At 42.4% G+C, this 25108-nt stretch carries 17 protein-coding genes; 15 read left to right on the plus strand and 2 right to left on the minus strand.

Going from position 1 to position 25108, the window contains the following annotated elements; translation table 11 throughout:
• Window positions 1–272 precede the first annotated feature (272 nt).
• The 6 genes from HMPREF0240_RS23540 (at window position 273) to HMPREF0240_RS16015 (ending at window position 10774) form a co-directional block, all read left to right on the plus strand.
• On the plus strand, window positions 273–1160 hold the full coding sequence (locus HMPREF0240_RS23540; protein WP_050794558.1) for an AraC family transcriptional regulator: 888 nt from the start codon (window positions 273–275) through the stop codon (window positions 1158–1160).
• Between the two features lie 292 nt (window positions 1161–1452).
• Window positions 1453–2466: a uroporphyrinogen decarboxylase family protein gene (locus tag HMPREF0240_RS15995; RefSeq protein WP_009004451.1), complete on the plus strand. Its 1014-nt coding sequence runs from the start codon at window positions 1453–1455 to the stop codon at window positions 2464–2466.
• 490 nt (window positions 2467–2956) lie between these two features.
• Window positions 2957–4099: a pectin acetylesterase-family hydrolase gene (locus HMPREF0240_RS16000; protein WP_009004452.1), complete on the plus strand. Its 1143-nt coding sequence runs from the start codon at window positions 2957–2959 to the stop codon at window positions 4097–4099.
• A 13-nt stretch (window positions 4100–4112) separates the two neighbouring features.
• A complete protein-coding gene (locus HMPREF0240_RS16005) occupies window positions 4113–6848 on the plus strand; it encodes an alpha-L-rhamnosidase (RefSeq protein WP_009004453.1) in 2736 nt (911 codons plus the stop codon).
• 137 nt (window positions 6849–6985) lie between these two features.
• A complete protein-coding gene (gene bglX / locus HMPREF0240_RS16010; protein WP_148486361.1) occupies window positions 6986–9238 on the plus strand; it encodes a beta-glucosidase BglX in 2253 nt (750 codons plus the stop codon).
• A 78-nt stretch (window positions 9239–9316) separates the two neighbouring features.
• On the plus strand, window positions 9317–10774 hold the full coding sequence (locus tag HMPREF0240_RS16015; RefSeq protein WP_035313778.1) for an MFS transporter: 1458 nt from the start codon (window positions 9317–9319) through the stop codon (window positions 10772–10774).
• A 69-nt stretch (window positions 10775–10843) separates the two neighbouring features.
• Here HMPREF0240_RS16015 and HMPREF0240_RS16020 read toward each other — a convergent pair whose 3' ends face one another.
• Window positions 10844–12034: a helix-turn-helix domain-containing protein gene (locus tag HMPREF0240_RS16020; protein WP_009004456.1), complete on the minus strand. Its 1191-nt coding sequence runs from the start codon at window positions 12032–12034 to the stop codon at window positions 10844–10846.
• 128 nt (window positions 12035–12162) lie between these two features.
• On the opposite strand from HMPREF0240_RS16020, the gene HMPREF0240_RS16025 reads away from it, so the two are divergent.
• The 5 genes from HMPREF0240_RS16025 to HMPREF0240_RS23545 are packed head-to-tail and all read left to right on the plus strand — an operon-like array spanning window position 12163 to window position 18819.
• The gene (locus HMPREF0240_RS16025; RefSeq protein WP_009004457.1) at window positions 12163–14913 is read left to right on the plus strand and encodes an alpha-L-rhamnosidase; all 2751 of its coding nucleotides are present in this window, start codon (window positions 12163–12165) and stop codon (window positions 14911–14913) included.
• A 27-nt stretch (window positions 14914–14940) separates the two neighbouring features.
• A complete protein-coding gene (locus HMPREF0240_RS24710; protein ID WP_009004458.1) occupies window positions 14941–15246 on the plus strand; it encodes a tannase in 306 nt (101 codons plus the stop codon).
• Window positions 15141–15431 (plus strand): tannase/feruloyl esterase family alpha/beta hydrolase, encoded by a 291-nt coding sequence (locus HMPREF0240_RS24040; RefSeq protein ID WP_083806274.1) that lies wholly within the window; start codon window positions 15141–15143, stop codon window positions 15429–15431. Before HMPREF0240_RS24710 ends, HMPREF0240_RS24040 begins: the two co-directional genes overlap by 106 nt.
• Window positions 15432–15443: 12 nt before the next feature.
• Window positions 15444–17735 (plus strand): glycoside hydrolase family 3 C-terminal domain-containing protein, encoded by a 2292-nt coding sequence (locus HMPREF0240_RS16040; RefSeq protein WP_009004460.1) that lies wholly within the window; start codon window positions 15444–15446, stop codon window positions 17733–17735.
• Window positions 17736–17775: 40 nt separating this feature from the next.
• Complete coding sequence (locus HMPREF0240_RS23545; RefSeq protein WP_009004461.1) at window positions 17776–18819, plus strand: alpha/beta hydrolase; 1044 nt, start codon at window positions 17776–17778, stop codon at window positions 18817–18819.
• 637 nt (window positions 18820–19456) lie between these two features.
• Here the strand turns inward: HMPREF0240_RS23545 and HMPREF0240_RS16050 are convergent.
• Window positions 19457–20332, minus strand: a complete 876-nt coding sequence (locus HMPREF0240_RS16050; protein WP_009004463.1) for a MurR/RpiR family transcriptional regulator — start codon at window positions 20330–20332, stop codon at window positions 19457–19459.
• A gap of 241 nt (window positions 20333–20573) precedes the next feature.
• Between HMPREF0240_RS16050 and HMPREF0240_RS16055 the strand changes: the two genes are divergently transcribed.
• From HMPREF0240_RS16055 to deoC, 4 genes are all read left to right on the plus strand, one after another.
• Window positions 20574–22106: a sugar ABC transporter ATP-binding protein gene (locus HMPREF0240_RS16055; protein ID WP_009004464.1), complete on the plus strand. Its 1533-nt coding sequence runs from the start codon at window positions 20574–20576 to the stop codon at window positions 22104–22106.
• A 12-nt stretch (window positions 22107–22118) separates the two neighbouring features.
• On the plus strand, window positions 22119–23108 hold the full coding sequence (locus HMPREF0240_RS16060) for an ABC transporter permease (RefSeq protein WP_009004465.1): 990 nt from the start codon (window positions 22119–22121) through the stop codon (window positions 23106–23108).
• A gap of 110 nt (window positions 23109–23218) precedes the next feature.
• Window positions 23219–24250, plus strand: coding sequence for an ABC transporter substrate-binding protein (locus HMPREF0240_RS16065; RefSeq protein WP_009004466.1), 1032 nt, complete (start codon window positions 23219–23221; stop codon window positions 24248–24250).
• A gap of 21 nt (window positions 24251–24271) precedes the next feature.
• Window positions 24272–25039 (plus strand): deoxyribose-phosphate aldolase, encoded by a 768-nt coding sequence (gene deoC, locus HMPREF0240_RS16070; RefSeq protein WP_009004467.1) that lies wholly within the window; start codon window positions 24272–24274, stop codon window positions 25037–25039.
• Window positions 25040–25108 lie beyond the last annotated feature (69 nt).

Genomic DNA, 25108 nt, shown 5'->3' on the forward strand with positions numbered 1-25108 from the left:
AAGAATAGTTAGTCTTTTAATGGTAGATCGGGAACGTTTTTTAGATAGAGGAAGAAAACGCATATCTTGAATTATTATAATAAAACAAGTATGATAGAAAGTAGGAAGAAGCTATACCCAAAGAGCACCCTGTAATGTATGCCCTGCGGGCGGGTCTGCGGCAAGCTGCAGAATAAAGTATACCCAAGGGCACACCGTAATTCATGCCCTTGCGGGCGGATCTGCAGCAAAGCTGCAGAATAAAGTATATAAAAATACCGGAGGTGGCCCGAATGCTGCATATCCCTGACGATACCCCTGTATGGACAGATGATTTTAGAATACTTACAAGAGAACAATTGAATATCCCTGCGCTGCATATGATTGGGCATGCTCATTTTCAGGCGGCCGGCGCAAAACTGGACACACATTTTCACTGCAATATGGAATTTGTTGTAGTTTTGAAGGGAAAGCAGCAGTATATCGTTGATGGAAAACTGTATACGCTGTATGGCAATGATATTTTCATGACATATCCGTATGAAAATCATGGGAGCGGTGGAGGCTCACAGGATGTATGTGAGTTTATATGGTTTCAGTTTGATATGTCCTCGTCTCAGAACTTTCTTGGGCTGGTGCCGCCGTACAGTGAATATCTTTTTCGTCAGCTGCTGAATTACCGGCACCGGACGAAAAAGGCAAATATGAAAGACCTGCCGGTGCTTCAGCGGGCTTTTCAGCTGCTGGGTTCAGAAGAAATCTCACAGCAGATTCAGGGTTACAGTTATTTTCTTCAGTTTGTTACTAACAATATTTGCACAACGGATATAGAACTGACCAGGGAGGTATACAGCACCGATATACAGGAGGCTATTTACTATATCCATACACATCTTATGGAGGATCTGAATATAGAAATTATAGCCGGGCACTGCGGACTTTCAGCATCGCGGTTCAAGGCAAAGTTCAAGGAGGAGCTGGGAATTACGCCTCATGCATATATCACTTCTCTGAAAGTAGATACTGCAAAGATCTTTTTGAAAGATCCCGGGAATACGATCACAGATGTAGCGTATCAGCTGAACTTTTCTTCAAGTAATCATTTCTCCTCTGTGTTCAGAAAGTACACGGGATGCACACCGACTTATTTTCGGAATCATCGTTTCTCTAATATTTATTGATTGGATTTTAATATTGTGATCAGGCAGAAGCCGCCAGTTCCGGAAAATATCGGGGATGGCGGCTTTTATCATATGTTTAGTTTATGTATACCCAAGGGCACCCCGTAACTCATGCCCTGCGGGCGGATCTGCAGAAAGCTGCAGTATAATGTATAAAATCGTACTGTGGATTATTTTTAATGAAGGAGAGAACTACGGCCGATATAATGTGTGTATAAACAAAAGGGCACTCCGAAACACACGCCCTTAGCTGCGGAATATAGTATATAAAAAATAATGAGGAGAATGAAAGATGACATCAAGAGAGCTTGTATACAAAACACTGGAATTTAGAAACACAGACGGAAGGGTTCCGAGGCAGATGTGGCTGCTGCCCTGGGCAGAAACGAATTATGGACCGATGGTTGACAAGATTCATAAGGAATTCGAAGATGATATTGTTACGGCCCCCTGTATTTTACATACAAAGACGATTGCCAAAGGCGATCCGTATAAAATCGGTGAGTATACGGATGAATGGGGATGCCGGTTTAATAATATCCATGAAGGAATCATCGGGGAAGTCAAAGAGCCGCTGATTCAGGATGAGGACTGGGAGGATGCAGATAATGTACACATTCCGGTAGAGTGGCTGGATTTTGATGTGGACGCAGTCAATGAATTCTGCCGCAATACGGACAAATTTGTACTTTCAGGATGCTGCCCCAGACCTTTTGAGCAGCTGCAGTTCATTCGTACAACAGAGGAACTCTACATGGATCTTATGGATCCACCGGCAAACATGAAGAGCTTTATGCAGAAAATGCACAGTTTTTATTGCGAACTTGTTGAAAAGTGGGCAAAGACAGATATAGATGCACTTTTCTTTATGGATGACTGGGGCAGCCAGAACAGCCTGCTGATCAATCCAAAGCTGTGGGATGAAATCTTCCGTCCAATGTACAGAGACTATATCTCAATAGCTAAAAAATACGGAAAGAAAACTTTTATGCACTCGGATGGAAATACCCGGGATATCTATCCTAAAATGATAGAATTAGGGCTGGACGCATTTAACTCGCAGATTTTCTGCATTGGGATTGATGAACTGGAAAAATACAAAGGGAAGATTACTTTCTGGGGAGAGATCGACAGACAGCATCTTCTGCCGGACGGAAGCACAGAGGATATAGCAAATGCGGTGAAGATGGTATACGACAGACTGTGGGCGGACGGCGGCTGTATCGCACAGTGTGAGTTCGGACCGGGGGCTAAGCCGGAGAATGCATATACAGTATTCAAAACATGGAGTGATGTGAAAAAATAGGAGGGCTTTGGAGCAATTACCTCATTTAAAGAAATAGAGCGATATAATTTTCTTATGTGACGATAAGGCGTCTGGTACAGTTTAGTATCAGACGTTTTTTTCATAGGAAAATGTGTCCTATAAATTAAAAAGCCCTCCCGGCGTGATGCACACTGCGGCGTAAGAGGTAGATGTCGTGATGCGACCGCCGCAGGGCGGCTTCGCGGCGCCTCCAAGGTGTGCAAGCCCCTCATAAGTGAGAGGATGGGGAGTTGAGGTGGGCTGGCCCACTTTGTTATAGTTTATCAGTAATAAAATTGGCTGGCTGGGGAAAAAGAAAAAAATGGTATAATGCAATCCTGAAGGCTGGAGAGTGTAAACTTTATGAGAAAAAATAAATACATGAATCAAATATACAAAAAACGCGTGATAAATGTAAGAAATATAATAATACATTTACTAAAATGAATAGAGAAGCAATCAAACAGATTCGAGGATATAAGGAGAGTACATGAAAGAGACAGTTGAAAAAGACATATCTGAAATAGAGCGGGAAGCATTTATACATAAACTGGTTAAAACAGCAGAACAGTTCCGTATGCCGGAACTTACTGAAAAAACGGAACCTGGGTTATGGTACAGGGTTTCGGTTCCGGGATATGTCTGTGGAAATGGAGAACCATACCATGGCAGTATACGGATTGGAACGGAGAATCATGTACTGATTGTATTCTGTGGGGGAGGCGCCTCTTGGAATCACTATACAGCAGCAAGGCCCATCAGCATTCACAATACTGGTGACGAGGCATTTTACTTTGATGATGTGGAACCGCTGTCAGATATGATCGCACGGGGCGGAATTAACAGTCAGGAAGAATGGAATCCATTTAGAGACTGGAGTGTCATCGTGGTAAATTACAGTTCTGGAGATTTCCATATTGGAAATGCAGAATTTCATTACAAGTCACTGGATGGGGAAGACAGAATCCTTTACCATAACGGCTTCCAGAATTATCGTATCGTACTGGAGACAGCAAAAAAATATGTAGGGAATCCAGACAAACTTCTCATTGCGGGTATGAGCGCAGGCGGTTTCGGGGCATCTGCACTTGCTGATGATGTTATACAGGCATTTCCAGAGTGCAAAGATATTACATGCTGCATTGACAGCGCACTTTTCCGATATGACTGGAAACAGATTATTTCTGAAACATGGAATGCACCGAAGGAAATCAGCTGCCGTATTCAGAGCGACAATGTAACACTGGACTGGCTGTCAGCATTATACCAAAAATACGGAGAAAATATGAAGTATCTGTATATGAATTCTATCAGAGATGGTGAGCTGGCCAAATACCAACAGTTTTTGGATGGGGATACAATGACATACACAAAAGAAGGTGGTGAAAAATTCAGAAAGAATCTGGAAGAAATGTGCAAAAACCTGCAGCAGGTTATTCCTGATATAGGAATTTACATTTACAGCCATCCTTATCCCAGACTGGATCCGTCATTGGAGCTGACACAGCATACACTGCTTCTGGAAAACACTATAAGAGAAAGCGAAGGGGAACAAAAGAGTGTTCTGGACTGGCTGCATAGCGCTGTGTTTGGTAATGTGGAGCGTATCGGTCTTGAGCTGCTGGATAATTAGAGAGGAAACATAAATGCTTCTAATTTATGATTTAAAAACCGAGTATCTTCATGAACCAATGGGAATTGATGCGGCCAGCCCCCGTTTTTCATGGAAAATAAAAAGCGATATAAAAAATGTCATGCAGAAAAGTTACAGGATTCTGGCGAGCTCTGGGAATGATGTTATATGGGACAGCGGAGAAGTTAACAGCAATGCAAGCCAGAGGGTTTATTATGAAGGAAATACACTGGAAAGCAGGCAGAAGATTAGCTGGAAGGTGTCTGTTACAGTTACGGATGGCCAGGGATACGAAGAACAAACGAAAAGTGAAACAGCACATTTTGAGATGGGGCTTCTGAGAAGATCCGACTGGAAAGCCAAATGGATAGAGCCTGAAAATGAGGTTGACCGTGATACAAGAAAACCTTCCCCGTATCTACGAAAAGAATTTTATGCAGGAAAAGGTCTGGTTTCCGCCCGGATTTATCAGACTGCGCATGGTTTATATGAATTCTGGATTAATGGGGTGCAGGGAACGAAAGACCTTTTTAAACCGGGATTGACCAGTTATTATCATCGGATTCAGTATCAGACTTACGATATTTTGAATTTGCTTCAGGAAGGGATGAACTGTTGGTCTGCTATGCTGGGAGATGGCTGGTGGCGGGGTGTGACAGGTGGTTCTGTCAAAAATAATTTTGGTTATAAACTGCATTACTTTGGACAAATAGAGCTTACTTATTCAGATGGTACTGTTGAAATTATTGGAACAGACGAATCGTTTTGCACCAGTCTGGGAGGCCTGAGAGCTTCAGACATGCTGATGGGAGATGTTTATGATGCGGTACTGGAACCGAATGGGTGGAACAGGATCGATTTTGATGATTCTGCGTGGCATCAGGTTCATTTGACAGAAGAGCATACAGATGCAGAGCTGATTGCATCCCGAAGCGTGCCTGTCAGAGAAAAGGAAACTTTTGAGGCAGAGGTACTGACTGATATGGCAGGGAACCTGGTGTTGGATTTTGGACAGAATATCGCGGGATATGTAAAAATGAAACTGCGTGGCTGCAAAGCAGGGCAGACCGTAAGGCTGGTACATGGAGAAGAGATGAAGGATGGCTGTTTTTCCCTGGACAACATCAATCACTGCTCTATTCCGATTGAAAAGTTTCAGGAAGTCAAATACATTTGTAATGGAGAAACAGAAGAATCATATTGTCCTAAATTTGCAATTTTCGGTTTTCGCTATGTACTGTTGGCTGGTTACCATGGCAATATCCTGCCGGGAGACTTTACTGCCATTGCAGTGTATTCAGATTTGGAGGAAACTGGGGATTTTACTTGTTCCAATATACTGATTAACAAGTTAGTGAAGAACAGCCGGTGGAGTCAGAAAGGCAACTTTATGGAAGTGGCTGTGGACTGTCCGACCCGAGAACGAAATGCATGGACGGGAGATGCACAGATTTATGCGCAGACATCTTCCTATTTTATGAATGTCTATCCATTCTTCGAAAAGTGGATGCAGGATCAGGCAATTGAGCAGTATGCCAGTGGGAAAGTAGGGATCACGTTCCCATCGACCAGCAGTGTCCATAATCCTCTGGAACTTGTATATATGAAGAGACAGAATCCGATGGCGGCGCTTGCCGGACCTGAAGGAAATGGGAACATCGGTGAGGACTGTGCAGGGTGGGGGGATTCCGCTGCCTGGATTCCATATATTATGTATCTGTGCTATGGAGACAGCCAGATTCTTAAAAATCAATATGAGACGGCCAGGAAATGGATAGACTACATGCTGTGCTGTGCGAAAGAAAATAACCCATTATATGAAAGACAGCCACAGTACCATCACAGTACGGATGGAGTACTGGATGCAGATTATATCTATGACACAAGGATGCATTACGGAGAATGGATGGAACCGATTCCCAAAAAAGAAACTGGAGAAAATCTGGCAGAGGCATTTGCGCGTATGATGAAAGAAGGGAAACCAAAGGTTGCCACGGCATACATGTGCCGTTCTGCAGATAATGTTGCCTGTATGGCAAAGGTGCTTGGAAAGGAAGATGAATTTAGGTATTATACACGTATTGCGGGACTGATCCGGACTACTTATGGAAAATATCTGATCGGTGAGGATGGTATCATTGAACAGGGGCATCAGGCTGCATATGTCAGAGCGCTTGCGATGGGCTTATGCCCGGAGGATAAAAAGCAGAAGGTAGTTGAGCAGCTGGTCAGAGAGATAAAAAAGAATGGTTTTAAACTAAATACTGGTTTTTTGTCTACACCGTTTTTGCTCCCGGTACTTGTGGAATGTGGACATAAAGAATTAGCGTTCCGGCTTTTGGAACAGACGGATAATCCGGGCTGGCTGCATCCGGTAACGCTGGGAAGTACGACGATTCTTGAAACATGGGATGGTATGGATACACATAAGGGATCCTTTAACCATTACAGTTATGGTGCGGTCTGTGAATTCCTGTTCGGATGGGTAGCGGGAATCCGTGCAAGTTTGGAACATCCGGGGTATCAGGAATTTATCTTGAAGCCGACTATGGGCGGAACCCTTACCGGCGTTCAGGCTGAATATGAAAGCATATATGGCGTTATCCGTTCAGAATGGGAGCGGTCAGCACATGGGTGGAATTACCACTGTGAGATTCCTGTAAATACAAGAGCGGTGGTGATACTCCCGGATGGAACGTGCAGGAAACTTGGCAGTGGGAAATATGATTTTGCAAACCGATTTGATTAGATTGCATCGAATCCTGCAGAAGGAAAGCAGGCAGCTCCGGGGGGAAAGTAGATTTCTTAAAACAGAATAGTGGTTGGATTACTTTAATTTGATAAAAGGGGTATACTTGGCGGCTGGCAGATATGGAGGTCAAAGTTGTGATTAAAAAATATGAAGATGAAATTCAGGCATTGCTGGAACAGATGACGCTGTCAGAAAAAACAGGGCAGCTGCGGCAGTGCGGCCCCTCTATTGCAGGGGCATTTGCCATGGATTTTGAAGAACTCGTCAATATGGTGTTTGACGGGCGCATCAGCAAGGAAAAGTTTCAGGAGATGACTGGTTCGGCTAATATTGATTTTCATGAGGAGGATCTGCGCGCAGGAAAGATTGGTTCATACAATGGAATTAATGATGCTAAGACAGCAAACTATTTGCAGAAAATTGCAGTGGAAGAAACAAGACTGGGTATTCCATTGTTGTTTGGATATGATGTCGTCCATGGATATCGGACAATATTTCCGATTCCGTTGGCAGAGAGTTGTGCTTGGGAGCCGGCGCTTTGGGAAAAGACGGCCCGCGCAGCTGCAAAAGAAGCAACGGCAGGTGGGAATCATATCACCTTTGCACCCGTTGTGGATGTGGCAAAGGATGCCCGATGGGGACGTATCAGTGAGGGAGCAGGAGAGGATGCATACCTGACCTCAGCATTCGGGCAGGCGAAGGTAAAAGGATTTCAGGGGGAATCCCTGTCTGATGAAGATTCAATGGCTGCATGTATTAAACATTTTGCGGCATATGGTGCGGCTGAAGCGGGGAGAGATTATAACAGAGTGGATATGTCCACGCAGCGGCTTTTTGAGGAATATCTTCCTCCTTTTCGTGCATGTATTGAAGCCGGTGCGCGTGTGGTCATGCCGGCATTTAATGATATCAATGGGGTTCCATGTACGGCCAGCCAATGGCTCATGAAGGAACTGCTCCGGAAGCAGTGGGGATTTGACGGGATGACCATCAGCGATGCCAATGCGATCGCTGAATGTGTGGAGCATGGAATCGCTTCGGATCGAATGGATGCGGCATGGCAGGCAATTTGTGCAGGGGTAGATATGGATATGGCCTCAGACTGCTACAGTCAATGTCTGGAGGACCTGATTGAGAGTGGCAAACTTGACTCTGCCATTCTGGATGAGGCAGTTGCAAATATATTAAGGATAAAATTTGAATTGGGATTATTTGAACAACCCTGTCAGACTACAGACGAGAGGGAAGCGCAGGAAATGCTAAATCCTCAATCCCGTGCATTGGCAAGAGAATGCGCTGCAAAATCCATGGTATTGCTTAAAAATGATGGTATACTGCCCCTTAAGCCAGATGTAAAACTTGGAATTGTGGGTGCGCTTGCAGATAATCGCAGTGAGATGATGGGAGCATGGGCGATCAGGGGAGATGGCAATGACTGTATTAGTATTGTAGATGCATGCAGGGCGCAGAATAAAACTTTTATTTACAGTACAGGAATTAAGAAAGATCCCCCTGATTGGAAGGAATCAGGCACAGCGGAGGTCTTCTGCGATTGTGTGGATGAAACGGAAGTCCTGAGGATTGCAGATGAGTGCGATGTAATTTTAGCCGTGGTCGGAGAATATAAGAACCAGAGCGGGGAGGCGGCAAGCCGTGCAGATATCAGTTTGTCTGATACACATATGAAGCTCCTGCATGTTCTGAAAGGTACTGGAAAGCCGGTAGTGGCGGTCCTGTTTAATGGGCGCCCTCTGGCAATTCCGTGGCTGAAAGAAAATCTGTCAGGTATTCTGGAAGCATGGCATCCCGGAGTAGAGGCAGGCAATGCAGTCCTGGATATTCTGTATGGGTGTGTGAATCCTTCGGGTAAACTGACAACGACATTTCCTTATACATCGGGGCAGTGTCCCGTTTACTATTCGCATATTAATACAGGCCGGCCGGGCGGAAAAGCAAAATTCACATCTAAATATCTTGATACACCCGTGGAGCCGGTCTATCCGTTTGGCTATGGGCTTAGCTATACATCTTACACCTATACTAAGTTAATGGTGGAGCAGAAACCGCAGGGGATTTGTGCGTCGGTTATGGTGAAAAACAACGGCAGCCGCGATGGGGACGAAATCGTACAGTGCTATTTTAGGGATTTGACAGCAAAACGTGTGCGTCCGGTAAAGCAGCTGGCGGCGTTTAAAAAAGTGTCTATAAAAGCAGGCGGGGAGAAGAACGTAGTTTTTGAGATACCATATCAATCCATGGGGTACTATGACTGGAGAATGAAGTTTGTGATTGAGTCAGGAAAATACGAGATATTTATTGGTGGGAATTCAGAAGAATGCCTGACAAAAGAAGTGGAACTTAAGGATGATTTTACGGCCTTTTTATGATAAATAGCCGTTAGTAAAAAGAGTCGGAAGAATGTGGAGACTTAATGAGCAGAAGTCACGGAAAGAGAGGATATAAAAATGAGGAAAGTAAAAGATATGCGTCCGGATGCAAAAGTACCAGCGAGTGAAATTACCGGCTTTGCCCTTGGAGGGATGGGCAGTAATTTTATAATTATGTTAGTTTCCAGCTTCCTGCTGGTTTATTACACCAATGTGGTCGGTGTGAGCGCTGCTGCAGTGGCCACAGTAATGGGTGTGACAAAAATTTTTGACGGTCTTTCAGATCTGGCGGCAGGATATATTGTAGACCATACCCACAGTAAGTGGGGAAAATGCAGGCCATGGCAGATTCGGATGATATTGCCGACCATTATTTGTACGTTCCTTATGTTCTGGGTACCCTCAGGAATCTCGAGTGGTCTGAAAATTGCCTATATTTTTGTAACATACAACCTTGTTAATACAATATGTATGACTATGATAGGAGTATCTCATGCTGCACTGAACGGTTCCATGAGCATGGATCAGAAATCAAGGGGGCTGAACGGCGGTATCCTGATGGTTTTGGGAATTATTGGAGGAATAATCCTGAATTCTACTGTTCTGCAGATTACATCAGCAGTAGGCGGCGGTAATCCTTATACCCAAAGGGGATGGACCGCCATGATATTAATATATATTGCAGTTTACGCGGTATTGGCATCATTTGGATTCTTCTTTACCACAGAGCGTGTTACGGAGTCACAAAGAGAAAAAGCGAAGGCGGAAGTAAATGAAGGCGATGGAAAGAGGAAAAGTGAAAGTGATGTCAAGATACTGGAAGCACTGAAGATTTTGATTCATGATAAATACTGGGTGATTTTTGTCATAACAATGATTTTTGTATTATACATGCAGACAAGCCTTGGTATGAGTAATGTATACTATGCACAGTACGTTCTGGGGGATGTGTTTTATTATACACCATTAGGTAATTTCAATAGTATTGGTGCTCTGTTGGCTGCATTTATTACACTGTTCCTTATGGTAAAGATGAAAAAAAGAACAATCTGCATAAGCGGTCTGGTTTTTGTAGCGGTTGGTGCTTTCATGCCTGCAGTTTCCGTAAATATGACATGGCTGTATGCGTCCTCTATATTTAAGGGAATTGGAACAGGTGTCTGTGCCTGCGTACTTCCAGGGATGCTGCAGGACAGTATTACATATGGACAATGGAAGTCGGGGAAGGATGTGCTCGGCATGGGAAATGCAGCGTATTCGTTCTGCAATAAGCTGGGGGCAAGTATTGGTACGATTCTTTTAGGTTTCCTTCTGGAAGCGGGCGGATTTGACGGTTCCCTTGCTGTACAGCCGGCCGGGGCGATTAGCGCAATTAAAGCTTTATATATATGGATACCTGGAATTGCGGTGATATTATCAATTGCAGCAATGAGTTTTTATGATTTAGATAAAAAGTATGACAAAGTTGCAGCAGAACTAAAAGAACGAATGGGGCTGACAGAGAAGCCGGAAAAGACGGAAAAGAGCGAAAATTAGATTACCAGGGCAGCAGATCCGGATGAAAGAATGACTTTCATCCGGATTATTTATCATGACGAAGAGCAGTTAAATATGGCGTTGATTTCTGTATTCACGGGGCGATACCTGATATTCTTTCCGAAAGGCGTTGCAGAAATGCGACTGACTGGAAAAGCAGAGAAGCAGGCTGATTTCAGCGATTGAACGGTTTGTATTGCTAAGCAGCGCTTTTGCCTCTTCCAGCTTACAGCGCAGGATAAAACGACTTGGAGGAAACCCGAGCGCTTTCTGGAACTTACGGTCCAGCTGGCTTTTACTTAAATGCATATGGGAAGCAAGCATGTCAATGCGCAGCGGCATGTGTGTATTTTGCCGGATATATTGCAGACATTCGAAAATATCGAAGGGAATATCCTGGTTCTGTTTTGCATTATGGACTCTTTCGGTAAAGTCAAGAAACATTGCATGGGACATATCGTTCATGGCGTCAATGGAATTTGTGTTTTCAGCCTTCTGGAGATAAAGATCACTTAACTGATATGCAGTTTTCAGATCCAGTCCCCCTTCTATAGCAGCACGGGTTGCCAGTGTTGTTGTACATATAAAAATATTTTTTAGCTGGCGCAGACTGGAATGAGCCAGGGTTCCGATATGCATATCCATGGAGGTGGAGCATCTTTCCCGTATACCCTTTACGTTCCCGTTCTTTACGTGGGCAAGTGTCTCTTTTTCATAATTACTTGCAGCTAAATAAGATGAAAAGTTATTGTATTCCATGTTGGATTCTAATTGACGCTTTTGAATTTCTTTATGCAGGAGATCATTTTCAAGCATGAGTGCCTGGGAATTTTCTTCCGTTTCATGATTCAAATAAAAGTTAATCAATGACAGGACATTTTGAAGATGCGGCAGTGAATAGCCAGATGTTCTTCCCAGATAATTCACCAATTGGTCCTTGGTGTCGAGCGGAAGCTGATATTGCTCCATAATCTGATGGACGATGCTAAAGTTTATTGGGGTTAAGGCAACAGGGCCGACTACAATCAGATGCTCGAACTCCGGGGTGTGTATGAGACCGTAAATAAGGTTTTCCTGCGTTTGAAAATATGTTAACAAGGGCGTTTTATCAAAAAACGTATGTAAATGCCTTCCGATCAGATCAACAGGCGGCAGAGGGTGTTCCCAAAATAATTCCTGATCATGAAAATAATGAAGCGGATAGGTATGGCATTTGCTGATAATATTACAAAATTCCTGGATATCCTGTACAGTTCTCATAAGTCCTCCTTTGTATTTAAAACCTCTGAGATTAAAATAGAAAGATGACTTAATTATAAAAAAATGGCTTTAATTTTGCAAGAAATAAATGTGTAAATATTTTATCTTAAAAGAGATGGAGGTAACGTATGAAAGTTTATAATATTTTGATAAATGGTAGAAAAAATCCTATGGGGATAAACTTTTCGAGATTAGTATGCTCCTGGAAAGTAAAAGGCGCCATTGGAAAAAATCAGGCAGATGTACACGTAATTGTGAGTATGAAGTCAGATTTTTCCACGATCTGTTATGAGAAGTACGGAAAGAATCTGTTAAGCATGGCAGAGCCATTAGATATAGAATTGATGCCCCGTACCAGATATTACTGGAAGGTAATAGTTAAAACAGATACAGGGGAGTCGGGGACAAGTGAGACAGCATTTTTTGAAACAGGTAAAATGCAGGAAGAATGGTATGGGAAGTGGATTACCATGCAGGCAGAGGACATCTATCATCCGGAGTTTAAAAAGGAATTCCAGCTGATGGAAGGCTGGAAAAAGGCTGCTCTTTATATTAGTGGTCTGGGTGTATTTGAAGCATATCTGAATCATGAAAAAATCGGTGAAGATTATTTAGCCCCGTTTACCGGTGATTATAGAGACGGGGTGCAATATTGTACTTATGACATAACCAAATTGGTATCCGCACAGAACACATTTTCTGTGCTGTTGGGAGATGGTTGGTTCAAGGGGCATCTTGGCTATACCGGATTGAAAGAAGTGTTTGGCAGCCAATTTTATTTAATTGCAGAGATTCATGTGGAATATGAGGATGGAAAAGAAATTATTATAGGGACGGATGATACATGGGAGTATCATGGATCAGACATTATGTGGAGTGATATTTATAACGGGGAGTCTGTGGATGAACTTTATTGGGAAGAGAGAGATAATCCATGGAAAAATGCCGTAGCAGCAGCGGGGTATCATTTGATAGACCGGGAGTCATTACCATTAACAGGTCAGGAAAATATCTTAGCAAAGCATGTATTGTATACGCCTTTAGGGGAGACTGTGCTGGATTTCGGACAGAATTTTGCAGGGTTTGTGGTCTATCAAGGCAGTATGAAGCGGGATGAAACATTAAAGTTGGAGTTTGGAGAAATACTTCAGGACGGCAATTTTTACCGGGATAATTATCGGGCGGCAAAAGCACAGTTTCAATACCGTTCGGCAGGAAAAACACGGCTGGCGAGGCCTCATTTTACATATTTTGGGTTCCGTTATGTAAAGGTTGAAGGAATCGGAAAGATTAATCCAGAAGATTTTACTGGAATAGCGCTTTATTCAAAGCTGGAGAGAACCGGACAATTTCAGTCTTCCAGCAAGCTATTAAACGCTCTGTATGAAAACACTGTTTGGGGATTAAAAAGTAATTTTGTTGATATGCCAACGGACTGTCCGCAGAGAGATGAGCGGTTAGGCTGGACGGGAGATGCGCAGGTATTCTCTGGAACTGCCAGTTATCATATGGATACAAGAGCGTTTTATGAAAAATACCTGAGGGATTTAAGGAAAGATCAGGAGAAAAACGGAGGCAGAGTTGCTATGTATCTTCCGAATCTTCAGCCAGGGTTAAGCTGTGCTCTATGGGGAGATGCTGCAACTATAATCCCGGCGGTATTGTTTACGCATTATGGAGACCGGGAACTTTTAAAAGAACAGTATCCACTCATGAAATCCTGGGTAGATTTTATCACGCTGGAGGATGAAAAAAGGGGCAGAAAGAACTTATGGGACTTCGGATTCCAGCTGGGAGACTGGCTTGCACTTGATGGAGTGACAGAACAAAGTATGACAGGGGCGACCGATGTTGGATTCATAGCATCCGCTTACTATTACGGATCTGTAAAAAAGGTGGCGGAAACAGCACGGATATTGGCATATGAAGAGGATGAAAAGGAATATCAGAAACTGGCAGACGAGATTATGGATGCAATTTTTTATGAATACTATACACCTTCGGGAAAGCTGGCTGTGGACACACAAACGGCTTATTACCTGGCGCTGCACTTCAAGCTTTACCGAACAAAAGAGGGTGTAATAGAAAGTCTAAAAAGAAGGCTAAAGAGGGATTGTTATAAAATAAAAAGCGGTTTTGCAGGAGCTCCTTTAATGTGTAATGTATTGGCAGAGGCTGATTTGATAGAACTGGCTTATGATTTCTTATTTAATGAAGAATATCCAGGATGGTTATTTGAGGTTAAGATGGGGGCTACAACGGTTTGGGAAAGATGGAATTCTGTTTTACCCGATGGAAAAATCAGTGGAAACGGCATGAACTCCCTTAACCATTATGCATATGGGGCAATAGCAGAATTCTTATACCGTTATGCTGCGGGAATTTATCCGGTATCAGCCGGGTTTAAGAAAGTGAAAATTGCACCTAAGCTGACACGCTGTCTGCAGTGGCTCGACTGTTCTTATGAATCTGCAGCGGGAAGATACAGAATAAGATGGGAATTCCGGGACGATGGTGACGTGAGCATACATGTAGAAATCCCGTTTGATGCAGCTGCGGATATCGTACTGCCTGACAGTGACGCAGTCTATCAGGGAATGCCGGCCGGCTGTTATGATTATCGTTATAAACCGAAAAAGGACTACCGATATCTGTTTGATAGAAATACCCGCCTGAAGCAGTTAAAAGGGAATAAAGAGGCAGTTGAGATTGCAGGCAGAGAATGTATGCAGCTGAAGCGGCTTTTAGAGCAGGGGGATAAAGAGGTTTTGTCCCAGTCCCTGCAGGAGCTGTCAGAAAGTGCTTTTTCAGGCTTACCGAAAGAAGAACTGGGCAAAGCCATTGACAAGATTACTAAAATAAAGAGTTATTCAAGGTGAAAAGGAGCCTGACACGGAGGAACGTTTATGGAAAAGTCAGAAAAAAAATTACGTGATATTGAAATAGAAAATGGAGAAATTATAGGCATTGAGTACCTGGAAGAAAAATCTCCTGAATTACAGGGAATACGTCTGGGGACAGTTCCGGAGCGTTGTTGTGTTCGTGTAAAGCTGAGGCCGACAAAAGAATCAGATATTCTTGTAGAATTGTGGATGCCGTTGTCAGGATGGAACGGAAATTTTCTAGGTACAGGAAATGGAGGATTTTTTTCAGATATTTTCTGGTTCCGGGGCTGGCACATGTTTTCGGAGGACCCGGAGTCCAGGATATAGGGATGCTGGGGCTTGATATTTTCCCAAAGGATAAACGGCACGATGTATTAGCTGCGCTTGCCGCATGGGTAGAAAAGGGGGAGGCTCCGGATGCCATATATCCAGTGGCTTATAAAAAGGGGCTGTTCGGAAGGGAACTTGATTATGAGAAGAAAATTCATCCATATAGAGGTAAAGCGCTTTAGGAGGTACTTTATATGAAATCAGAAGAAATTGCAGAAATAGTATCTCAGATGACATTGGAAGAAAAAGCATCGTTATGTTCCGGGAAGGATTTTTGGCATACGAAGGATATTCGGAGATTAGGAATCCGGGAAATCATGATGGCCGACGGTCCAAATGGACTGCGGAAGCAGGAAGGGGCATGCGACCATCTGGGTGTGAATGAAAGCGTGGAGGCAGTTTGTTTTCCGACAGGCAGCGCGCTTGGAGCATCCTTTGACCGGGAGTTGCTTCAAAATGTAGGGGACATCTTAGGGAATGAATGCAGAGCAGAAAGTGTTGCAATATTGCTGGGGCCGGGAGTAAATATGAAACGTTCACCGTTATGCGGAAGAAATTTTGAATATTTTTCAGAGGATCCCTATTTGGCATCTGAGCTTGCTGCGGCTGAAATACAGGGAGTGCAGGCCCATCATATAGGATGCTGCATCAAACATTTTCTGGCAAATAATCAGGAGCAATTCAGAATGTCCATTTCTTCCGAAGTTGATGAGCGTACATTACGTGAAATATATCTCGGTGCATTCGAAAATGCAGTAAAAAAAGGGAAACCGTGGTCCGTAATGTCAAGCTACAACAGAATAAATGGGGAATATGTGGCTGACAGCAGAAAATTCCTGACGGAAATTCTAAGAGAAGAGTGGGGATTTGAAGGTGCTGTTATAACGGACTGGGGTGGTGTGAGTGACAGGATCTTAGGTCTGCGTGCCGGGTTAGATTTGGAAATGCCGTCCTCCTATGGTGTGAATGACAAAAGAATTACAGAGGCGGTAAAGTCAGGGGAATTGGAAATAGAGATTTTAGATGAAGCCATAAGGCGCATCTTAAAGTTAATTACAGATTTTGAAGAGGGGAAAGAAAAGAACGCTGTTTTCGACAGGGAGAAGGATCATTTGGCAGCAGGGGAAATAGCCGCCCAATGTGCAGTCTTACTGAAAAATGAAGGTATCCTGCCCTTACATGATACGCAGACAGTGGCATTTATAGGACAGTATGCATTTGCCCCCCGCTACCAGGGCGGCGGGAGTTCACATATCAATTCTTTTAAAGTAGACAGCGCATTTGAAATATTAAGAGGGAATCCTAATGTAAAGTTTGTCCAGGGTTATTGTGATGAAGATGAGGGCCAGTCAGGAATGCTGAGAGAGGAGGCCTTGCAGACCGCTTCCGAGTCGGATGCGGCAGTCATTTTTGCCGGGCTTCCGGACAATTATGAAATTGAAGGACAGGATCGGACACATATGAAAATGCCGGAACAGCAGATACGTGTAATAGAAGAAGTGGCGAGGGTAAATTCCAATGTGGCAGTCGTTTTGCATAATGGATCCCCAATTGAAATGCCATGGCTTGATAAAGTGAATGCTGTTCTTGAGATGTATCTGGGAGGGGAAGGCTGCGGAAGGGCAGCATGTGATTTACTATATGGAAAGACAAATCCATCGGGCAGGCTGGCAGAAACATTCCCAATGAAACTGGAAGACAATCCGTCTTATTTATATTATCATCGTGGAAGGGATAAGGCAGAATATAGGGAAGGCATTTATGTAGGATACCGGTATTATGATACGAAGAACATACCGGTTCTATTTCCATTTGGTCATGGGCTGAGTTATACAAACTTTGCATATTCTAATCTCGGGCTTTCTGAAAAAAGAATTACAGATATGGATCTTTTAGATGTTACTGTAGATGTCTGTAATACGGGAAGTTTGCCGGGAAAAGAGGTTGTACTGCTTTTTGTAGCGCCGCCGGATACTGGAACGATTAACCGTCCTGCAAAAGAATTAAAGGAATTTTCCAAGGTGGAATTAAAACCGGGAGAGTCCCGGAGTGTAAAATTTACATTATCAAAACGAGCCTTCGCATATTATGAAGAAAGCATTCATGACTGGTATGTTGAAAAAGGAAAATATCGGATTCTGATCTGTAAATCGGCACAAGAGGTGCTGCTGGAAGGGGAGCTGGAGGTTTACCCGGAAAAAGAAGTAACAGAGGTGTTTGACCTGACTACACCTATAGGTATTATCCTGAAAGATCCTGTGGGGCAGCAGGTATTGGGAGAGCTGATGGCAGCAAAGAAGCCCCGGACAGGCGCTGGAAGGGATCGGCCTGGTGAGAAGGATAATGGCAAAATGCTGGAAGCCATGACCGCACAGCTCCCGCTTAGAGCACTTTTAAGCTTTCGTGATATGGGAATTGGGCATGCCAAGCTGCAGCAGATAATAGATAAAATCAATCTAATGCGGAGCGATAAATGTGTAAAATAAATGATTGCTGATCAGATGATCACAGGAAAGGATTATAAATATGGAATTAAAAAGAATCGTTTTAAATAAAAAAAGAAATGTAAATTTAACGGCCATTCTCCAGGGTGTTGGTGGTGAGTTCATCAGGGTGAACCGCAGGCCCGCTGTCCTGGTGCTGCCTGGAGGCGGATATGATATGTGTTCTGATATCGAAGCAGAACCAGTTGCTTTAGCATATGCAAAGGCTGGATACCAGGCATTTATACTCCGGTATTCAGTAGGGGAGCATGCAATCTGGCCATATCCTCTGGAGGACTATGAGCAGGCAGTCGAGTTAATAAGAGAGCATGCAGAAGAATGGGGGATTTATTCGGATAAGATTGTAGTAGTGGGGTTTTCTGCAGGGGGTCATCTTGCAGCATGTACGGCTGTTATGAGTAAATATAGACCCAATGCGGCAGTTATAGGCTATGCTCCTGTTGGAGTCAGGGGGACAAAGTTGATGGAAAGTAAACAGCTTCCGTCACCTATAGATTATGTAGATCAAAATACCAGTCCCTGCTTCTTATTTGCAGCGAGGGATGATATGCTTGTCACCATAGATAATACACTGGAGTTCCAGCTGGCACTGGCAAAAACAAATGTTACATTCGAATCTCATGTTTATGCATTTGGTTCCCATGGTTTTTCAACAGGGGAGAAGGCAGTTAAATATGTCAGGACTTGCAGCCGTGTTCCAAATTGGGTGAATGATAGTATTGAGTGGCTCAAGGAAATTCAGGGTGATTTTGGAAATGGAGAATTAGGTGAACCAGAGTTTGGAAAGAAGATAAATGATGATTTGGAACCGTTCTTATCTGTTGATTGCACAATTCACAGACTGAAGACAAAGCAGGAATTATTGGATGAGTCGTTGGTACCGTATCTTGGCATATTGGATAACAGAGGAATGGAGGCGGAAAGAATGGAAGGGCCTCTGGCAGACTTCGTGAAAAATGTACGGCTGAGGGATATGCTTTTGACGGTTGGTATAACGGATGAAGAGATTGCCAGAATTGATGCAAAACTTAGGAAGACAAGAATGACAAAGAAACAGTTAGGTTAGGGCACTTGATTTTGTGTTTCTGTAATTTGCATGAAATCCTAAGTCTTTCATGCAGTAGTGAAATAGTACTGCAGGTAGGGCTTTTTATGAAAGATTTTTATTACGGTATTCACGAGGCGATCGCCCAACATTACGTTTAAACACTTTACTGAAATAATTCCCATTACTGAATCCCAGTTTATAAGCAATATCATTTAAAGTTAAATTTGTTTCGTCAAGCAAATGCCTGGCTTCAGTCAGTTTTAATTCCATAATATTAGGAAAAAAGATTTTGCCCGGTTTCCTTTTTAAATAAGCGGGAAAGATGTTCCTTGCTAAGATAAAAAGTATCCGCCAAATCAGCCGTCTTTTTTCAGAAGAAATCTGCGGATTTCGAATGGACTACTAATTAAAAATGAAAAGTCAAATAAAAAACGCTTCTGAAAAAAATTAAAAGTAGAGAATAAATTACCATACTCTATGACACAGAGAAAAACCGCTGTAATCCTTATAAATAAAGGGCTTACAGCGGTTTGTTCTTGGACGAACTGTCAAAGACAGGATTGTTGCATTTTAACAATACTATAAAAATATAATGGCTAGAAAAAACGTATAAAGTTATGATATAACAGTTTTCACGGTTTTTAATTCCGACATATTAATATCCGTATAGGTAGTCTTTAAAATTTTTGCGGTTAGAGGCAGCAATTTGGGCAATGCGGTCCCAATCACCGGATGCATATGCAACAGCTAAAGCATCAATAATAGAGATGTGTACGATTCTTGTTGCAGTTCCCAAATCATCAATAGAATGATCTTTTCGATATACCTGCAGTACACAGTCAGACATTTTAGCTAAAGGTGAGGAAGGATCCTGGGTTAAACAAATGGTATGGGCTCCAGATCTTACCGCAACTTCCATTGCATTCAGCGGAACTTTTGAGCGTCCGGATATAGAAATGGCGAAAGCCACATCCTCTGGTCCCAAAGTATTCGCCAATACTATTTGTGATAGACCTTCAAATTCAGCGTAAGCACTTTTGCCATAATGCAGAAAATGCTCTTTAGCCATACTGGCGACAAGAGCAGAACTACCAACACCAAAGAAAGCCAGCTTATTACAATTAGTGATTAGTTCTAGTGCCTCAGAAACAATATGCTCATTTATCATATCCAAAGTAAATTTTATATCTTCATATTCAATCTGCATAACTTTTTTGACTACATCAATAGTTGAATCATCCCTATTAATTCCTTCAGGTACATGAATAACAGAATTATTTCCCTGATCTTTGGCCAGTTTTAGACGAAAGTCCCGATATCCCTTAAACCCTAACCGCTGACAAAAACGAACGACTGTCGCCTCACTTAGATTAAGTGTATCAGCGATTTCCTTTGAAGTTTGATTAATGATTTTCCCAGGTGACGATATTATGTAATCAGCAATCTTACATTGCGATTCATTTAAATTTTCCTTTTGAGACATAATATAAGGAATCACATTTACAATATTTTCAGTTAATATTAGAATCACCTCTTTCTGTTTATAATAGATAGGATATCCTGAGTGGAACAAAAAGTCAATAAAAAGAGATAAACATATGAAAGAAACTTGCACAAAAATAAGAGGTGCTTTTTGTGAATTCTATCATATTGACCGTTTTTGGGAAGCATGTTATAGTTTTGAATAGAAAGAAAATTTCAGCAAAAAGACAAAATATAAGAAGTAAAGTTTCATGCGTGTCTTGGAAAGTAGCTGGATAAGGAGGCGTTATATGGAAGAAGTTGTTGTTTCTATGCAACATGTAAGCAAAAGTTTTCCAGGTGTTAAAGCACTGGATGATGTCCAGTTAACGTTACGCAAAGGAGAAGTTATGGCTCTTTTGGGTGAAAACGGTGCTGGAAAGTCTACGCTTGTGAAAATCCTAAGTGGTGTATATAAAAGGGATGAAGGAAGTCTTACCATTTTAGGAAACGAGGTAGATAAAGATTTCAATACCAAAAAAGCTGTCGAAGCTGGCGTAGCAATTATTCATCAGGAATTAAATATGTGTCAGCATCTTACCGTAGCTGAAAATATTTTTTTAGGCAGAGAACTTGTTGTTGGCGGAAGACTTAATAATCGGGAAATGAAAAAAAGAGCAAAACAGCAGTTAGGGGAATTGGGGATTGACAATCTTGATCCGGATACTACGATGAGTGAACTTCCGGTGGGCAGACAGCAGATGGTGGAGATATCAAAAGCTTTGATGCTGAATGCGAATATTTTAGTTATGGATGAACCATCCTCATCTCTATCAAACGCAGAGGTGGAAGAACTTTTTAGGATTATTAACAGGCTGAAGAGTGAGGGGAAAGCGATTGTTTACATTAGTCACAGACTGCAAGAGTTAAAACATATTGTTGATCGCGTAACCATTATGCGTGATGGAAAGTTTATTACAGATGGTAAGTTTGAAGACTTTTCAATGGATCAGCTAATTGCAAATATGGTCGGGCGTGAAATTACCAATCAGTTTCCGCGTGATGTTGTGCCGCGAGGCAAAAAAGTTTTTGAAGTTAAAAACTTAAATGCCGGCCGAATGGTTCAAAATATAAGTTTTGAGGCATATGCCGGTGAGGTGGTTGGCCTTGCAGGTCTGGTAGGAGCTGGCAGAACTGAAACCAGCAGAGCGATTTTTGGAGTCGATCAAAAAGAGAGCGGTCAAATCTTTGTAGATGGAAAGGAAGTATCTATTAAAAGACCTGTAGATGCCATTAACGCCGGAATTGTCTTGGTTCCGGAAGATCGGAAAAGAGATGGGCTATGCACCTTGCTGTCTATTGGAGATAATATTGCATTACCAAATCTGGACACGATATGTAAAGGCGGATTTCTTGGCAAGATAAATAAAAAAGTTGAAAATGAGATGATTGAGAAAGGGAAGGCATTGTTAACAATTAAAATGTCGGGTCCCGAGGTTGATGCCGGTACTCTGTCAGGAGGAAACCAGCAAAAGGTTGTCGTAGCAAAATGGCTTGCTCAAGATGCGAGAGTGGTAATTTTTGATGAGCCTACGAGAGGTATCGATGTTGCAGCAAAGGTTGAAATCTATCAGATCATCAATCAACTAAAGAAGCAAGGCGTTGCGGTGATCATTATTTCTTCAGAGATGCCGGAAGTAATGGGCATCAGTGATAGAATTTTAGTTATGTGTGAAGGTAGATTGACAGGAGAGGTTTCGGCAGATGAAGCGACCGAACAAAGTGTTTTGACTTTGGCTGTAAAATTTAAAGACAAGATAGAAGATACAACTGTAGAAATGTAAAGGAGAGGGTTTATGGATAAACAAAAAAATGTTTTATTAAAGTGGACGAAACAAAAAGGAATGGGGCAGGCACTGACAGCTTTTGGCGGTGTTATTATTCTAATGATTGTGTTTACGGTTATGAATACAAACTTTGCATCATCCCACAACCTAATGAGTTTGGTACGTCAAACTTGTCCCTATTTATTGGTTGGTATCGGTCAGGGATATGTATGCATTACCGGAAATATTGACTTATCAATAGGTTCTGTCATTGGTATGAGTTCAATGATTTCTGCAACGCTGATGTGTAATGGGGTACACCCTATATTGTCCATCCTAGTAGCATTCGTTATATGTATGGTTGTCGGGGGCGTAAACGGAGTACTGGTAGGAGGATTTAAATTGCCGCCGTTCATTGCAACACTTGGAACGATGACGATTGGCCGGGGAATCGCCCAGATCGTAAACGGTAATTATAATACCGGTGACATCGGTCAGGGGGCGGCTCAGGTCTTTAGAGATATTTTCTATTATGGGAAATTTTTAGGACTCTATACCGGTGTTTGGATTACAATTATTATTTGGATTATTTTCAATTACATATTAAGCAAGACGAAATCAGGAAGACATATTTATGCAATTGGTTCTAATGTAGATGCGGCCAGATTATCAGGTGTAAATGTGCTGACAACGGTTACAAAAGCGTATCTCATTTCATCTTTTTGCGCCTTTACGACTGGTTTGATGGTTCTGGCAGCGGCGGGAATGGGTGCTATGGATGCAGGCATGACATATGAAATGTATGGTGTTGCGGCAGCTGTAATCGGAGGGATCTCAACTCTGGGTGGAAGTGGTTTGCTGATTGGAGTTATTGCTGGTGCCGGTGTTTGGGCAGTATTGCAAAATGGATTGACATTTGTAAATGCGCCGGTTGCAATAAGAAATATTATCATCGGAACAATCGTTATTATATGTGTGCTTCTGGATATCATTAGAAGCAGTGGTAAAAAAGACAAATAACAAACCTTATTTTCGGTAAAGGAGGTCATTGCTTATTTCGTTTACCATAGTAATGATACCTTTAAATAAATGGAATAACAAAAACATCAATTCAAAAAGGAGGAAGCAAAATGAAAGGGAAAAAAGTATTAGCAATGATGTTGGCATTATCAATGGTCTTGGGTCTTGTGTTGACAGGTTGCTCAACCGAGTCAAATCAAGATGCGCCGGCCGACCAGGCAGAGGTGAGTAAAGCAAAGAAATCCGGTGATGAAGCTGCAAAGTCAGAAAGTGAGAGTGATAAAAATTATAATATTACCTTGATAACGATGGATCAGATGGATACATATTGGGCATCTATGGATAAAGGTGCAAAAGATGCAATCGCAGAATTAGAGGGGGAAGGATATACCATTAACTACAATTGGTATGCCCCTGATACGAAAGATAATGCAAAGCAGATTGAGCAAATAGGCATGGCAGCAAGTAATAAGTCGGATGTCATTCTGATTGCAGTAAATGATCCGACCGCTTGTAATTCGGCATTGCAGGCAGCTGCGGATAGTGGTAGTAAGATTATTTACGTTGATGCAGCAGCAACCTTTGCGAGTGAAGCAACCTTTTCAACCGACAATTATGCAGCAGGACAGGAAGCAGCGAGACAGATGCTGAAAACATTAGAGAAAGAAGGGATCACAGAGGGGCAGATTGGTATCGTTTCGGCACAGACCGGAGTTGAATCTTGTACGAACCGTATTGATGGATTTTGCAATGTGATCGAAGAATCAAATTTTACAACCAGTGAAGTGCAATATTCCGATGGAGATACATCGAAAGCTCAAGAATTAAGTACAAACCTGATTAATAATGGTGCAGTTGCACTGTTCGGTGTAACCGGGCAGGCATCAGTGGGATGCGGAAATGCAGCGAGAGATGCACAGACCAAGATCCCATGCATTGGTTTTGATACAACATCCACCGTATTAACATTAGTAGAAAGTGAAGTGATTCAGGCTGTTATTGCACAGGATCCTCATGCAATGGGGTATCAGGGTATGAAGGCAGCGGCAGAAATAATGGGCGGTAAAAGCTACGGAGGCGCTATAGAAGATACCGGAATCCAGGTCGTTACTCTTGACAATGTAGCAGATTTTAAAGAATAAAAAGGAGAAGGATATAACAAAATGAAAGAATTTATGGAAATTGATGAAACAGCAGTAAAAAAAGTAAGTATAGCAGGGTTAGACTCTTATAAAGTTGCAAAGATGATTGATCATTCCCTTCTGCATCCAGCGATGACAGATGAAGAGTTTGAAGCTGAATGCCAAGTAGCACTGGAATGCAATGTCGGTGCAGTATGTGTAAAACCTTATCATGTTAAACGAGCGGCTGAATTAATGGCAGGAACAGATATTCTTGTTTCAGCGGTTATTGCATTCCCGCATGGTAACAGCACAATGGAAATTAAGCTAGCTGAGGCAGAACAGGTTTTAGAGGACGGAGCTACGGAAGTTGATTATGTAATTAATATGGGGAAGGCGATTGGTGGCGATTGGGCTTATGTAGACGAAGAAATTCGTAGAGTCAATGCAATGTGCAAAAGTTATGGTGCGATTTTGAAGGTCATCTTTGAAAATGATATGCTTACCAAAGATGAACAGAAAATAAAGTTATGCAAAATTTGCAGCAAGTATAAGGTTGGTTTTGTTAAGACCTCAACCGGATACTGTTATCAGAAAGATGAAGATGGGAAGTTCTATACAGATGGTGCAACACATCATGATTTGATTCTGATGCGTAAGTATACCGACCCGGAGGTCGAAGTAAAGGCTGCTGGAGCTGTGAGCACATTAGAGCCAATGCTTGCAGCATACGAATTAGGTGCTACCCGTTTTGGATTAAAAGGTGCAGCGAAGGTAGTAGAAGACGCGAAAGCAAAATTTGGTAAATAATATTTATTTTCTTCCAAAATAAAGCCTCCGGTGGGCTATAGTAAGTCCGCCTGAGGCATACTTTAAAAT

The sequence above is a fragment of the Clostridium sp. D5 genome, assembly GCF_000190355.1.
In the GTDB taxonomy this organism is placed as follows: Bacteria; Bacillota; Clostridia; order Lachnospirales; family Lachnospiraceae; genus Faecalicatena; species Faecalicatena fissicatena_A.